15 protein-coding genes and 1 riboswitch are annotated in these 13,418 nt (G+C 58.4%); of the genes, 12 read left to right on the top strand and 3 right to left on the bottom strand.

Annotated features, from left to right (window positions below):
* Positions 1 to 17 precede the first annotated feature (17 nt).
* Positions 18 to 1,646: a BCCT family transporter gene (locus tag L1P08_RS14990; RefSeq protein WP_303617796.1), complete on the bottom strand. Its 1,629-nt coding sequence runs from the start codon at positions 1,644 to 1,646 to the stop codon at positions 18 to 20.
* Positions 1,647 to 1,898: 252 nt separating this feature from the next.
* Positions 1,899 to 2,001, top strand: a riboswitch (TPP riboswitch).
* A 41-nt stretch (positions 2,002 to 2,042) separates the two neighbouring features.
* Between L1P08_RS14990 and thiD the strand changes: the two genes are divergently transcribed.
* The 10 genes from thiD to L1P08_RS15040 are packed head-to-tail and all read left to right on the top strand — an operon-like array spanning position 2,043 to position 9,531.
* On the top strand, positions 2,043 to 2,873 hold the full coding sequence (gene thiD, locus L1P08_RS14995) for a bifunctional hydroxymethylpyrimidine kinase/phosphomethylpyrimidine kinase (protein ID WP_438268421.1): 831 nt from the start codon (positions 2,043 to 2,045) through the stop codon (positions 2,871 to 2,873).
* A gap of 1 nt (position 2,874) precedes the next feature.
* Positions 2,875 to 3,870 (top strand): glycine oxidase ThiO, encoded by a 996-nt coding sequence (thiO, locus tag L1P08_RS15000; RefSeq protein ID WP_303619592.1) that lies wholly within the window; start codon positions 2,875 to 2,877, stop codon positions 3,868 to 3,870.
* Positions 3,854 to 4,051, top strand: a complete 198-nt coding sequence (gene thiS / locus L1P08_RS15005) for a sulfur carrier protein ThiS (RefSeq protein WP_303617798.1) — start codon at positions 3,854 to 3,856, stop codon at positions 4,049 to 4,051. The genes thiO and thiS overlap by 17 nt, the downstream gene beginning before the upstream one ends.
* 2 nt (positions 4,052 to 4,053) lie before the next feature.
* Complete coding sequence (locus L1P08_RS15010; protein ID WP_303617799.1) at positions 4,054 to 4,824, top strand: thiazole synthase; 771 nt, start codon at positions 4,054 to 4,056, stop codon at positions 4,822 to 4,824.
* Positions 4,821 to 5,429: a thiamine phosphate synthase gene (locus L1P08_RS15015; RefSeq protein ID WP_303617800.1), complete on the top strand. Its 609-nt coding sequence runs from the start codon at positions 4,821 to 4,823 to the stop codon at positions 5,427 to 5,429. Before L1P08_RS15010 ends, L1P08_RS15015 begins: the two co-directional genes overlap by 4 nt.
* Positions 5,426 to 6,412: a HesA/MoeB/ThiF family protein gene (locus L1P08_RS15020; protein ID WP_303617801.1), complete on the top strand. Its 987-nt coding sequence runs from the start codon at positions 5,426 to 5,428 to the stop codon at positions 6,410 to 6,412. Before L1P08_RS15015 ends, L1P08_RS15020 begins: the two co-directional genes overlap by 4 nt.
* An 11-nt stretch (positions 6,413 to 6,423) precedes the next feature.
* Positions 6,424 to 7,359, top strand: a complete 936-nt coding sequence (locus L1P08_RS15025) for an ABC transporter substrate-binding protein (protein ID WP_303617802.1) — start codon at positions 6,424 to 6,426, stop codon at positions 7,357 to 7,359.
* Positions 7,356 to 8,045 carry a TenA family protein gene (locus L1P08_RS15030; protein ID WP_303617803.1) on the top strand — a complete coding sequence of 230 codons (690 nt, stop codon included), beginning with the start codon at positions 7,356 to 7,358 and terminating at the stop codon, positions 8,043 to 8,045. Before L1P08_RS15025 ends, L1P08_RS15030 begins: the two co-directional genes overlap by 4 nt.
* A complete protein-coding gene (locus L1P08_RS15035; protein ID WP_303617804.1) occupies positions 8,042 to 8,770 on the top strand; it encodes an ABC transporter ATP-binding protein in 729 nt (242 codons plus the stop codon). Before L1P08_RS15030 ends, L1P08_RS15035 begins: the two co-directional genes overlap by 4 nt.
* Positions 8,767 to 9,531 (top strand): ABC transporter permease, encoded by a 765-nt coding sequence (locus L1P08_RS15040; protein WP_303617805.1) that lies wholly within the window; start codon positions 8,767 to 8,769, stop codon positions 9,529 to 9,531. Before L1P08_RS15035 ends, L1P08_RS15040 begins: the two co-directional genes overlap by 4 nt.
* Positions 9,532 to 9,560: 29 nt before the next feature.
* Here the strand turns inward: L1P08_RS15040 and L1P08_RS15045 are convergent, their stop codons facing one another.
* Complete coding sequence (locus L1P08_RS15045) at positions 9,561 to 10,217, bottom strand: cupin domain-containing protein (RefSeq protein WP_303617806.1); 657 nt, start codon at positions 10,215 to 10,217, stop codon at positions 9,561 to 9,563.
* Positions 10,214 to 10,948 (bottom strand): alpha/beta hydrolase, encoded by a 735-nt coding sequence (locus L1P08_RS15050; protein WP_303617807.1) that lies wholly within the window; start codon positions 10,946 to 10,948, stop codon positions 10,214 to 10,216. Before L1P08_RS15050 ends, L1P08_RS15045 begins: the two co-directional genes overlap by 4 nt.
* Before the next feature lie 312 nt (positions 10,949 to 11,260).
* Here L1P08_RS15050 and L1P08_RS15055 point away from each other — a divergent pair, with 312 nt between their 5' ends.
* Together L1P08_RS15055 and L1P08_RS15060 are read left to right on the top strand one after the other, a co-directional pair.
* Positions 11,261 to 12,394 (top strand): mandelate racemase/muconate lactonizing enzyme family protein, encoded by a 1,134-nt coding sequence (locus tag L1P08_RS15055; protein ID WP_303617808.1) that lies wholly within the window; start codon positions 11,261 to 11,263, stop codon positions 12,392 to 12,394.
* On the top strand, positions 12,381 to 13,415 hold the full coding sequence (locus L1P08_RS15060) for an ABC transporter ATP-binding protein (RefSeq protein ID WP_303617809.1): 1,035 nt from the start codon (positions 12,381 to 12,383) through the stop codon (positions 13,413 to 13,415). Before L1P08_RS15055 ends, L1P08_RS15060 begins: the two co-directional genes overlap by 14 nt.
* Positions 13,416 to 13,418: the final 3 nt, after the last annotated feature.

Raw genomic sequence — 13,418 nt, forward strand, 5'->3', positions numbered from 1 at the left:
GGGGGCCATGTCTGCGTTCAAGCCATTGCCTTCAGATATCTTCGCATGCCGATATACAGGCTGACGCACATCGCCAAAAGTACGATGGTGAAGGGGAAGCCCGTTGAAACTGCCATCGCTTGCAGCGCCGTGAGCGCACTGGCGCCACCGACGAGCAATAGCGTTGCAGCAACCACACCTTCAAAGATGCACCAGAAAACGCGCTGCCGCACCGGTGCGGCGGTCTTGCCGCCTGCAGTGATTGTGTCGATGACCAGCGAGCCGGAATCGGATGAGGTCACGAAGAACACGAGCACCAGAATGATGCCGAGCAGCGAGGTTATCGGAGCGAGCGGCAGTTGTTCAAGCATTACAAAAAGCTTGAGTTCCTGTGCGACGCCCAGCACGGGAGCCGCGCCGTCGGCGATGACTTGCGATACGGCAGTGCCGCCAAAAGCACCCATCCATACGACGCTCGCCAGCATGGGGATGAGGATTACGCAGGTCAAAAATTCGCGCACGGTGCGACCGCGCGAAACCCGTGCGATGAACATGCCGACAAAAGGTGACCAGGAAATCCACCACGCCCAGTAAAACGCCGTCCAGGCCTGACGGAAGTTATCGTCTTCGCGTCCAAATGGATTGGCGAGCGGTACCAAATCGCGCGCATAGGCAATGCCACCGGCAAAAATCGTCTCGAGAATGGTGACGGTTGGTCCCACGATGATGACGAACAGCAACAGCAATACGGCAAGGCCGATATTGATTTCCGAGAGTATTTTGACGCCGCCGTCCAGACCACGGATAACCGAGATAGTGGCCAGGGCCGTGATCACGGAAATGAGTACAACCTTGGCGACGTTGCCAGTGCCCCAACCAAAGAGATGGTTGAAACCGGCCAGCGCTTGCTCCGTTCCGAACCCGAGTGAGGTGGCGAGACCGAACAGGGTGGCGAACACGGCAACAATATCGATAGCGTGACCCGGCCAGCCCCAAACGCGTTCTCCAAGAATGGGATAGAATGCAGACCGCAAGGTCAGCGGCAAACCATTGTTGAAGGTGAAGAATGCAAGCGAAAGGGCGACCACAGCATAAATTGACCAGGGGTGCAGGCCCCAATGGAAAATGGTTGCAGCCATGCCCAGATCGCGCGCGGCAACAGCATCGCCGGCTGCGCCGCCGAGGGGCGCCCAATCTGTGCGGACACCAGCCTCAAGCGCCGTGCCGCCCATGGATGAAGCGAAATGCGACATCGGTTCGGACACACCGAAAAACATAAGCCCAATGCCCATGCCCGCGGCAAAAAGCATGGCGAACCAGCCCAGATATCCATATTCAGGGCGCGCTTCCTTGCCACCAAGGCGAATTTTGCCCATCGGTGAAACGATGAGAAACAAGCAGAACAGCACAAAAATATTGGTTGCACTGAGGAAGAACCAATCGAACGTGGATGTCAGAAAAGGGCGTAACCAGCCAAAAAACTCTGTCGCTTGTCCCTGAAAGAGCAGCGTGATGAGTACAAAGGCTATGATGGAAACACTCGAAATCACAAAAACTGGATTGTGAATATCAAACCCGAACGGCCTGATGTTGTCCTGTCCGATTTCAAAGTCGGTTTCAACCGGATGCGGTACATCCGTTTCGGGTTCGTTTGGGGTATCAGTCAAAAGTTCTCCTGACAAAATCGGCCAAAGTCATCGAGACACGGCTCGGCAACCGGCGACTTTATATATTCGTACGGGATTTTGAGAACGCAATCATAGCAGGCCGCATCATGAATGCAAACGTGCGTGATCAATCCTCTCGTTATCATATGTTTTGGTATCAGGTCATTCGGCTGAGGGCTTTCAATGGATTGCCGTCATCACGCGTTCAATCCAGCGCGGCGTTGCCAAGGAGAAAAATCTAGTCTAACGATGGCTTATCCGTCGGGGTGCCCTTAGGGGGCTGAGAGGTGCAGTGCACCGACCCGTCGAACCTGATCCGGGCAATGCCGGCGTAGGGAACGGGTAACAAAGCGCAATAGCGCCATACTCTTTCTTGACGTCTGCCCGCATGAAACCATGAGGACGGACGTGAAAGACAGAAGTGCCAAATCTCCCATTGCCCTGACAATTGCCGGTTCTGACAGCGGCGGCGGGGCGGGCATTCAGGCAGACCTCAAAACTTTCAGTGCCCATGCGGTGTTCGGTGCCAGTGTGATCACGGCCATTACCGCGCAAAACACGCGTGCCGTTACGGCTGTGCACGAGGTGCCTGCGGCTATCGTTGAGGCACAGCTTTTGGCGGTCCTCGATGATCTCGAGGTGGGCGCGATCAAGATTGGCATGCTGTTTTCGCCAGCGATTATCCACGCTGTTGCGCACTGCCTTGAAGCCACCTCTATCCCCGTCGTGCTTGACCCCGTGATGATTGCGAAATCGGGGGACACGCTGTTGCAAGCCGATGCGGTGGCCGCGATCACGGCGGCGCTGTTTGCCCAAACGGAGATTCTCACCCCGAACCTGCCGGAAGCGGGGCGTTTGCTGGGGGCTGACCCGGCAACGCACCCTGATGAAATGATTGAACAGGCGGCAGCGCTTTTGGCGTTGGGGCCGAAGGCGGTGTTGCTGAAAGGGGGGCACGGGATTGGGCCGGTTTGTACCGACCTGTTGCTCTGCCGCGATCAGGCGCCGATCTGGCTTGAGGCTGAACGGCGGGATACCAAAAACACGCACGGTACCGGCTGCACCTATTCTGCAGCGATTGCTGCGGGCCTCGCAAAGGGCCTGTCCTTGGCGCAGGCCGTGCGGGAGGCGCACGCGTATTTGCAAGCGGCGATTGCAGCGGCGGATCAACTTCATGTCGGGTCCGGGCATGGGCCGGTACATCATTTCCATGCGGTTTGGCGCTGATATGGCAGAGGTCACGATCATCGGGGCCGGTGTGGCCGGACTTTGTGTTGCGCGCGTGCTTGCTGATCGCGGTGTCCGCCTGCGCGTGATTGAGCGCGGCGACGGCATTGGGCCGCATGCCTGTTCATGGTGGGCGGGCGGTATGCTGGCCCCTTTTTGCGAAGGTGAGAGCGCCGAGGAGCCGGTGGTCCGTCTGGGGCAGGAAGCTGCGGGATGGTGGAACCGGCACACCGGCGCGGTTACCCAGGCCGGGTCTCTCGTCGTAGCGCACGGGCGCGACCGGGCTGATTTGCGCCGCTTCGCGCGGCGGACTTCTCACTTCAGCGGAGCGGGGAATGCTGAAATCGCGGCATTGGAGCCGGACCTTGCGGCGCGCTTCTCGGATGGACTTTTCTTTGCCGATGAAGCGCATTTAACGCCGCGTCTGGCGTTGCAGACGCTGCGGGAAAATCTTTTGCGGGACGGGGTGGCTTTTTCGGTTGAGACGGCGGATCCGGCTGCGCTGGCAGTCGACGGGGTGGTCGTCGATTGCCGCGGATTTGCGGCGCGTGACAGGCTTTCAAACCTGCGCGGTGTCAAAGGCGAAACGGTGGTTTTGCGTTGCCCCGATGTTTCCTTGTCGCGCCCCGTCCGCCTGCTGCATCCCCGCATGCCGCTTTATGTGGTGCCGCGTGGGAATGGGGTGTTCATGCTGGGGGCGACGATGATTGAAAGCGATGCGCGCAAGCATGCCTCGGCGCGGTCCTTGCTCGAATTGCTTAGTGCCGCCTATGCGTTGCACCCGGCCTTTGGTGAGGCGGAAGTGCTGGAAATCGGTGTCGATGCACGCCCTGCATTTTCCGACAACATGCCCCGCATCGGGCGGCAGGGAAACCTGCTGCATCTCAATGGCCTTTACCGGCACGGGTTTCTGCTGGCACCGGCCATGGCGCGCATGATGGCCGACCTGATCCTTGATGATGTCAAACCGGAGTTGTTCGATGAACATAACGCTTAACGGTGCTGCTTGCGAAACGGCTGCGACAGATCTCGCCGCCGCTTTGGTTGAACTGGGGTTTGCCGACGCTGTCGTTGCCACCGCTGTCAACGGGGCTTTCGTGCCGGCTGCGGCGCGGGGCGATTTCCAGCTTAATTCTGGCGACCAGATTGAAGTTCTCGCTCCAATGCAGGGAGGTTAGCCATGCGTCCCTTTTATGGCACCCAATTGGCCAATGGCCTGATGCTGGGCACGGCGCAATACCCATCCCCATCCATTCTCGCTGATGCGTTCCGCCGCAGCGGGGCCGGGGTGGCGACCGTTTCGTTGCGCCGCGAGAGTGGGCGCGAACGGGCGGGTCAGGATTTCTGGGCGCTGATCCGAGATCTTGGTGTGCCGGTATTACCGAATACGGCGGGGTGTCACAGCGTTAAAGAAGCGGTGACGACGGCGCATATGGCGCGTGAACTGTTTGGCACAAAATGGATCAAGCTGGAGGTGATCGGCGAGGAAGATACGCTTCAGCCGGATGTGTTCGGTCTGGTGGAAGCGGCGCGGATTCTCGCTGAAGACGGGTTTGAGGTGTTTCCCTATACCACCGAGGATCTGGTGGTGGCCGACCGGCTTTTGCAAGCAGGGTGTGAGGTGTTGATGCCCTGGGGCGCACCGATCGGTTCGGGCATGGGGCTTAACAATCTTTTTGGGCTGCGCGCCATGCGGGCGCATTTTCCGGATGTGCCGCTGGTGATCGATGCGGGCATTGGCCTGCCTTCGCAGGCTGCCCGGGCGATGGAACTGGGCTTTGATGCTGTGCTGTTGAACACGGCGGTGGCCAAGGCGGGTGATCCCGCAGCGATGGCCGAGGCTTTCGCAATAGCGATCCGGGCCGGGCAGATGGCGGCAGAGGCTGATCCAATGGAGCCGCGCGACATGGCGGTGCCCTCGACACCCCTCATCGGGAAGGCATTTCTTTGATGAAGCTTGATCCATTTTACCCGATTTTTGACAGTACCGACTGGCTGAAGCGGCTTTTGCCGCTGGGCATCAAGCTTGTGCAATTGCGTATCAAGGATGCCGATCCAGCAGTCTTGCAGCGCGAAATCCGCCTGGCGCGTGACCTGTGCGCGGCGTCAGATTGCACCCTGGTGGTGAATGATTACTGGGAAATGGCGATAGATGCCGGATGTGATTTTGTGCATCTGGGGCAGGAAGATCTCGATACGGCTGACATTGCTGCGATCCGTCGGGCCGATATCCGTCTGGGGCTAAGCACCCATGATCATGCTGAACTGGACCGGGCGCTGTCGTTCGCCCCCGATTATATTGCGCTTGGTCCGGTTTACCCCACCATTCTCAAGAAGATGAAATGGCACCAGCAGGGGCTGGAAAAGCTGACGGAATGGAAGGGACTAATCGGCGGCATACCGCTTGTCGCCATCGGGGGCATGCGCGTTGACCGGGCAGAAGGTGCCTTTGCGGCGGGGGCGGATATTGTTTCGGTTGTCACCGATATCACCCTTAATTCTGACCCTGAGACGCAGGTGAAACGCTGGCGCGATGTGACGAGGCCTGTCCAATGAGCCGCTATCTGCGTCAGGAGATATTGCCGCAAGTCGGCGTTGCGGGGCAGGCGCGGCTTGGTGCGGCCCATGTGCTTGTGGTCGGTGCCGGTGGTCTGGGTTGCCCGGCGCTGCAATATCTTGTGGCGGCGGGTGTGGGCCGGGTGCGCCTTGTCGATGGTGACACGGTTGCAGTGTCGAACCTGCACCGGCAAACGCTCTATCGTGAAAACCAGACCGGGATGCTGAAGGTGGCGGCGGCTACGCAAAACCTGCAGGCGCTGAACAGCGATTGTATTATCAGCCCGGTTGCCAGTCCGCTGACGCCGGCCAATGTCGACGAACTGCTTGTCGGTGTCGATATCGTTCTCGATTGTGCGGACAGTTTTGCCGCCAGCTATATCCTTTCGGATGCGTGCTGTGCCAAAGGCCTGCCGCTGATTTCGGCGTCAGCCTTGGGTTTGAGCGGTTATGCCGCCGGGTTTTGCGGCGGCGGGCCCTCTTTGCGGGCGGTTTTTCCCGATCTGCCGGCACGGGCGGCCACGTGCGCGAGTGCCGGCATTCTGGGGCCCGTGGTGGGCATGATGGGGGTGATGCAGGCCCAAATGGCGCTTGGCCAAATACTCGAACTTTCGCCATCGCCCCTGGGGCAGATGGTGACATTCGACCTGGCCACTTACCGGTTGGGTGGCTTCCGGTTTGACGGGGCGCCTGAGCCGAAAGCTGAAGGTTTGGCCTTCATTGCACCCGAAACAATCGCGCCGGGTGATTTCGTTGTGGAGCTGCGCGCGACCGACGAAGCTCCAGTATCGGTGACCCCGAATGCGCTTCGCGCCAGCGTTGACCAGTTTACCCCCGATGGCCCGAGACCATTACCCGGTCAGCGGGCGGTTTTGTGTTGCCGCTCCGGCCTTCGGTCGTGGCAGGCAGCGCGCCGGCTTCAAGCCTACTGGCCCGGGGAAATAGTTCTTATTGCACTGGGCGATACGCCCCCAACGACCTGAGAGGTTTTTTCATGAAAGTTCTGCTGTTTTTCGTTGCGCTTCTATATGCAACCCCGGTGTTTGCTGCCGACAAGATGACGCTTTTGCTCGACTGGTTCGTCAATCCGGACCACGGGCCGATCATTGTCGCGCAAGAGAAAGGGTATTTTGCAGAGCAGGGGCTCGAAGTTAAAATCATTGCGCCCGCCGATCCATCCGATCCGCCGAAAATGGTGGCTGCGGGCAAGGGCGATCTGGCCATTTCCTATCAACCGCAACTGCATTTGCTGCGTCATGAAGGCCTGCCCTTGCGGCGCGTGGGGACACTGATAGCGACCCCGCTGAACTGCCTGCTGGTGCTGGAGGATGGACCTATCCAGTCTCCAGCCGACCTTAAGGGCAAAAAAATTGGCTATTCGGTTGGTGGTGTTGAAGAGGCGGTGTTGAACACCATTCTGGATGGTCACGGACTGACGCTGGCCGATGTCGAGCTGGTGAATGTGAACTTCTCGCTGTCGCCCGCGCTGATGTCCGGTCAGGTGGATGCGGTGATTGGTGCCTACCGTAATTTTGAATTGAACCAGATGGATATCGAGGGGGTGCCGGGGCGCTGCTTTTATGTTGAGGAAGCCGGGGTGCCCACATATGACGAGCTGATCTATGTCGCCAATCCCGAGACCATGGACGCTGAAATGATTGGCCGCTTTCTCGAGGCAACGGCCAAGGCAGTGCGTTTTATTGTCAATCACCCGGAAGAGAGCTGGGCTGTTTTTGCGGCGTCGTCTGTCGAACTGCAGGATGAATTGAACAAGCGTGCCTGGGCCGACACCTTGCCGCGTTTTGCCTTACGCCCGGCAGCGCTGGATTATGGTCGCTATGCCCGGTTTGAGGCGTTCCTGTTCGAGGCCGGGCTTGTGCCGGCGCAGAATGCTATTGCCGATATAGCCATTGATGTGAGCGCGAAATGACCGACGTGCCAGACTATGGAAAAACCTTTGCGCTCTGGCGCGCGGGGGCGGGCACAACATGGCAGGGGTATACCTGCCATGGCTTTGTCGAAGGCCTTGCCGATGGCCGTTTGCCGCAGAAAGCCTTTCTCCATTATCTCGTGCAGGACTATGTGTTTCTGGTGCATTTCTCCCGCGCGTGGGCGCTGGGCGTGGTGAAATCTGAAACGCTTGGCGAAATGAAAACCTGCGCGACAACCGTCGATGCGTTGGTCAACCATGAGATGTCGCTTCACGTTTCAACCTGTGCCGCGGCGAGTATTTCGGAAGAAGCGCTGTTTGCGGCGGCTGAGGAAGTGGAGAACCTTGCCTATACCCGTTATGTGCTGGATGCAGGGGTGTCGGGTGACTTTCTCGACTTGATGGCAGCGCTTGCGCCTTGCGTTTTCGGCTATGGCGAGATTGGCGCACGCCTGGCAAAAACTGCTGCTCCAGATACACCCTATGGCGAGTGGATATCGACCTATGGGGGACCGGATTATCAAGATGTGTGCCGCACTGTTGGTGCGATGATTGATGGCGCGGTGCAGCGGCGGCTTGGTGCCGAACCCGCTGATGCGGCGCGATGGCCGCAGCTGCAGGTCCGGTTCACCAGGGCGACCGCGCTGGAAGTGGGGTTTTGGGATATGGGGCTGCGCGGCGCATGAATGGGGCACCCGGAATTTCCTTGTCCGGCACCCATGCTCTTGATGGTGCGGTGTTGTTCGGGCCGTTGACGCTTGAAATTCCGGGTGGGCAATGGACGTGTCTGCTTGGCCCGTCCGGCGTTGGCAAGACGACGATTTTGCGCTTGCTACTGGGGCTGGAAACCGGGGGCGTTTTTACCGGTTCGCTGGTCGCTGCGGACGGTCTGCCTTTGGCCGGGCGGATCAGCTATATGGCGCAATCGGATTTGCTTTTGCCCTGGCTGAATGTGCTTGAAAATATTGTTTGTGGTGCGCGCTTGCGCGGCGAAAAGCCGGACATGGATCGGGCATTCTCGCTTCTCGAACGGGTGGGGCTTGCCGCCCATAGTAGCAAAAAGCCGGTGCAACTCTCCGGGGGGATGCGGCAGCGCACGGCGCTCGCCCGCACTTTGATGGAGGACCGGCCGATCGTGTTGCTGGACGAACCTTTTTCTGCGCTCGATGCGGGAACGCGTGCTGACATGCAGGAATTGTCAGCGGAAGTTCTTCAGGGAAAAACCGTGTTTCTGGTGACGCACGATCCTGCAGAAGCAAGCCGGTTGGGTCACAAAATCATGGTCATGTCGGCGGGCGGAATGACGGCTTGGGAGGTGCCGGATATGGCGCCAATTCGGGATGTTGCCGCGCCCGAGACGCTGGCGTGTCAGGCGGCGCTATTGACCCATTTGCGTGCGGCGGCTGTATGAAATATCTCAATTTATTGGCGGTGACCCTGTTCGGGCTGATGTTGTGGCAGGCGGTCGTCTGGCTCACGGGCGCGCCACCATTTATTTTGCCGTCACCGCAGCGTGTGGCGATGGCGATGTTTACCAGCCGCGCGCTTATTGCCGAAAATGCCCTTGTGACGGGCGTTGAAGTTTTGCTCGGTCTGTTGATCGGCACGGGGCTGGGGATGGCGACAGCAATCCATCTGGCGCTATCGCCGCTTGCGCGACGCCTTGTTCTGCCATTGCTGATTTTCACACAGGCGGTGCCCGTCTTTGCACTCGCGCCAATCCTGACCCTCTGGTTCGGTTATGGCATGGCGTCCAAAGTCGTCATGGCGATCTTCATTATCTATTTTCCGGTGACCTCGTCATTTTATGACGGGCTGTCGCGGACAGATCAGGGCTGGCTCGATCTGGCCCGGACCATGGGCGCAAAGCGGGGGCGGGTTGTTTGGCACATTCGCATTCCCGCCGCTCTGCCAGCACTGGGCACGGGGTTGCGGCTCGCGGCAGTCTACGCCCCGATAGGGGCAGTTATTGGCGAATGGGTGGGGGCGTCAAAAGGGCTTGGCTACCTCATGCTGTTTGCCAATGGTCGGGCCAAGACAGATCTGATGTTCGCCAGCCTCATTGTTCTGGCGATAATGGCAATCACGCTCCATTGGCTTGTCGGTCTGCTGGCGCGGCGGTTGGAAGAGTATGCCCGTCCGGGTGCTGCGCGGGTATCCGGTCTTGTTTGATTGTCTGGGGTGGCGCGCTTTTCTGGCATTCAATTCCGCGCCGACAATTGGTCTGGCAGGCCGGTTTCGCTGAATGGATGATAGAGCACGGCGCGTGGTTTGGCGGCCTCTTCGGCAGATGAGGCAATGAATGATGTTTGTCCGCCGGAGAGGCTGGCGGGCAACACCATGATGCGGATAAAGGTGTTTTCGCCCGAATTAATATTGGTGCCGACAACCCATTCTACGCCGGATTCGAACCACGCCTTACCTTGTTCGATACGGGACTTAACGCCGTTCAACTCTGCCAATAGCACCCCCTGGGTCAGCCATCTTATGCCGGGCCCTGCGTGGCGATGGCGGGGCGTTTGGGCACCGCTGGGCGAGGATACAGCGTCAGCGCGGAGGATATGTTTTTCGCGAGGGTCGATACTGATGGGAGCAGACAGCTCGAGAGTTACCAGGTTGTCAGGAGGCGTGGCACAGTCGGCGTTCGCAAATTCAAACAGCCAACCATTTCCTTTGACGCAAGCATTTGCAAACACGAACTGTCCTTCGCCAGCCTTTACAATATCAGTGTTGCCATTGTGCTCGATGGCGACAGGATCGTCTGCCGCATATACGTACCACACCGTTCCCGGTGCCGGGCTGAACCCGCTGGGGGCTTTGAAGACATACGCTGCCAATCGGCACGTGATATCGGTCATTTCGCACAGCTCTGCTTTGTGATGGCGCGGCCGAGGGGGCTATTGGCGTCGAGCAGCAGGTTCACGATGTCAAAATGTCCGAAATCGGGCAGGGTGTGCACCTCAGCGATGATGCCATTGCGATGTAAATGGTGCGCGTAGCGATAAGTCTGGTCGATCCAGTGCCATGGCTCCTGTCCGCCCACAAAAAGGGTAACCGCTGCTTTTACCTGAACAGGGCGACGCTCAACATTGCGGCGCGCGATCGTATCCGCCGTCAGTTTTAACTGCTCGTTGACGCTGGTCTTTTGTGCGGGTGTCGGGTCGTAGATGCCGCTTATCGCAACGGCGCCGCGAATAAAGGCCGGATCAATGTCTCGTTTCACCCAGTCCGCGGCCAGCGCTTCGGCCACCAGATGCGCACCCGCTGAATGGCCTGAAATGGTTATGTTGTTTGCATCTCCGCCATATTCGCCAATGTGTCGGTGTACCCATTCCAGGCCGTTGAGCGCAGATTCAGCGACCTCATCCAATGAAGAATCCGGGCATAGCTCATAATTGGCGATGACGGTGGTGATGCCCTGTTCCGTCAGCATTCCGGCAATATAGGCAAAGTTCTGCTTGTCTTGCGCGCGCCAATATCCGCCGTGGTAAAATACGTGAACGGGTGCTGGCCCGGACACATTGGCTGGATAGATATCCAGTGTGTGCAAAGGGTGGGGGCCGAAGGCGACATCGCGATGCTGGGGCAAATTTTCCAGCGCTGCCGTATTGGCGGGGTCGCGAGTGGTTCGTGAGGCAGAAAAATCCGGGAAAGCCTTTTGAGGATTGTACTGGAACTCATGCTCATCAGGTGTAAGATCGATCCAGATTGGTCGGATATCTGACATTTTCGTACCACTCTCCAGCGCTCATTTGGGGCCAATGTAGGCGAGTTTTTCAATAAAATTAAACTTGCCCCTTGCTCATCGCACAAAAAATGGTTCAGATATAGTCCATATTTGGTTGGATATGGCTCGGGTGCTTCCGACCATGTTTCAGAGTGTCTTTGAGGAGAGCGTCGTTTGAAGATCAGCGCCATTGAATTCATCGCACTAAGTGTGCCCCTGGGTGCTGGTAAGGCCTATGGCATGTCCAAATCCCTTGCTGGCGGTCGCCAGTCCACGCTGGTGCGCATGACGCTTGAGGATGGCACTCATGGTTATGGTGAAGCCTGGGGCATGCCGGCCGTCAACAAGGCGTATTTGCCGTTTTTGGCGGACTATCTCGAGGGCAGCGATGTTTTTGATGTGGAGCATGTCTATGGCCGCATCCTGGCGCGGCATTATCACTTCGGTGTTCAGAACGGCATGATGCACGCCATCAGCGGTATCGATATGGCGGCCAAGGATGCGCAGGGTAAATTGCTGGGGTTGCCGGTTTCCAAATTGTTGGGTGGGCAGCGTCAGGCCTCTGTCCCCATTTATGCCTCAGGCGGGTATCTCACGGAAACGCCGGAAGAGGATTACCGTCCGCAGATAGAACGAATGGCCGAGGCCGGGCACCGGGCAATCAAGATCAAGATCGGGTTGAATCCGGAGAGTGATGAAATGCGCGTTCGGCTCGCCCGCGAGCTGTTGGGGCCTGATGTCGAAATCTATGCCGACATCAATACCAATTACACATGTGACATTGCTCTGGAGAGCATGAAAAGGTTGGAGCCATATGGCCTGGGGTGGCTGGAGGAACCTCTCAGTCCACAGGATTTCGATGGTTACAGTCGCCTGCGTGCGCGTGCGACCATGCCGATCGCAACCGGCGAGGCCCTTTACACTGTCCATGATTTCAAACGTCTGGTCGATTGCGGTGGCGCGGATGTGCTGCAGCCTGATCTTTCGCTGTGTGGTGGATTCTGGCAGGGACGCAAGATCGCGGAACTGGCGCAGGTCAATCATTTGCGGTTGTCTCCGCATGTGTGGGGCGGTGCTGTGGGGCTGGCGGCAGCCTTGCATTTCATTTCCTCGTTGGCGGTTTTCCCGCATGCCGACAACATCCCCAAGCCAGTCTTGCTTGAATATGATCTGGGTGAGAACCCGCTGCGCACGCAGCTGCTGAAGACCTCGCTTGACGTGGTCGACGGCAGAATTTCCGTGCCGGAGGGGCCAGGGCTCGGGATAGAGATCAATGAGGAGGCCCTGAGCCGCTATGCTGTCTCCTGATACCATGCCCGAGAAACCCGCAGCGAACGCCGTGCTTTCGGTGCGCGATCTCAAAACCCATTTTTTCACCGATGTTGGTGTCATCAAGGCGGTCAACGGGGTCAGTCTGAGCATACGCGAAGGTGAGACCTTGGCCATTGTCGGCGAATCCGGCTCGGGAAAATCGGTCACCGGGCTGACCGTGATGCGGCTATTGGAAAGAACCAGTGCCCGGGTGGTCGATGGCGAGATCACATTCGTCAATCGCGATGGCAGGCTTATGGATCTACTGAGCTTGTCGGATGCGGAGATGGAGCGGGTGCGTGGGCATGACATTGCGATGATCTTTCAGGATCCGATGTCGAGCCTCAACCCTGTTTTCACGATTGGCGACCAGATTGCCGAACCGATCCGCATCCATCAGCATCTTGATAAAAAGCAGGCGCGAGCCAAAGCGCTGGATCTGCTGACCCAGGTCGGTATTTCGGATCCAGAAAGCCGCATTGACGCCTATCCGCATCAGCTTTCCGGCGGCATGCGTCAGCGGGTCATGATAGCGGTGGCGCTGGCTTGCGACCCGCGCTTGCTGATCGCTGATGAGCCGACCACGGCGCTTGATGTGACCATTCAGGCCCAGATTATCGCCCTGCTGAAAACGTTGCAGGAAGAGCGTCAGATGGCCATGATTTTTGTCACCCATGATCTGAAGCTTGTTGACGAAATCGCCGACCGCGTCGCCGTGATGTATGCCAGTCAGGTTGTTGAGGAAGGGCCGGTGCATGAGGTTCTGGCCCGCCCGCGCCATCCATACACCCAGGCGTTACTTGAATGTATTCCCGGTGGTCGTCCCGGGGCAGTGGCGCGCGAGCTGAAACCTATTCCTGGGGCTTTGCCCAATCCGCTTTCGCCCCCTGAGGGGTGCCGGTTCCATCCGCGCTGTAGGCATGCCGCAGAAATTTGCACTAGTGGCGCCCCCGAACTTGATGCGGTGACCCCAGATCATGTGACGCGCTGTTTGCGCTGGAAGGAGTTGGCGCAATGAGCG

Origin of the sequence: Mariluticola halotolerans, from assembly GCF_021611515.1 — a bacterium.
GTDB classification, from domain to species: domain Bacteria; phylum Pseudomonadota; class Alphaproteobacteria; order Rhizobiales; family Devosiaceae; genus Mariluticola; species Mariluticola halotolerans.

Bases quoted from the DNA above. Each gene is read 5' to 3' on its own strand.
- L1P08_RS15040 (WP_303617805.1), top strand. From the start codon at position 8,767: ATGAAATATCTCAATTTATTGGCGGTGACCCTGTTCGGGCTGATGTTG.
- L1P08_RS15035 (WP_303617804.1), top strand. From the start codon at position 8,042: ATGAATGGGGCACCCGGAATTTCCTTGTCCGGCACCCATGCTCTTGAT.
- L1P08_RS15020 (WP_303617801.1), top strand. From the start codon at position 5,426: ATGAGCCGCTATCTGCGTCAGGAGATATTGCCGCAAGTCGGCGTTGCG.
- thiO (WP_303619592.1), top strand. From the start codon at position 2,875: ATGGCAGAGGTCACGATCATCGGGGCCGGTGTGGCCGGACTTTGTGTT.
- L1P08_RS15060 (WP_303617809.1), top strand. From the start codon at position 12,381: ATGCTGTCTCCTGATACCATGCCCGAGAAACCCGCAGCGAACGCCGTG.
- thiS (WP_303617798.1), top strand. From the start codon at position 3,854: ATGAACATAACGCTTAACGGTGCTGCTTGCGAAACGGCTGCGACAGAT.
- L1P08_RS15030 (WP_303617803.1), top strand. From the start codon at position 7,356: ATGACCGACGTGCCAGACTATGGAAAAACCTTTGCGCTCTGGCGCGCG.
- L1P08_RS15045 (WP_303617806.1), bottom strand. From the start codon at position 10,217: ATGACCGATATCACGTGCCGATTGGCAGCGTATGTCTTCAAAGCCCCC.
- L1P08_RS15010 (WP_303617799.1), top strand. From the start codon at position 4,054: ATGCGTCCCTTTTATGGCACCCAATTGGCCAATGGCCTGATGCTGGGC.
- L1P08_RS15025 (WP_303617802.1), top strand. From the start codon at position 6,424: ATGAAAGTTCTGCTGTTTTTCGTTGCGCTTCTATATGCAACCCCGGTG.
- thiD (WP_438268421.1), top strand. From the start codon at position 2,043: ATGAGGACGGACGTGAAAGACAGAAGTGCCAAATCTCCCATTGCCCTG.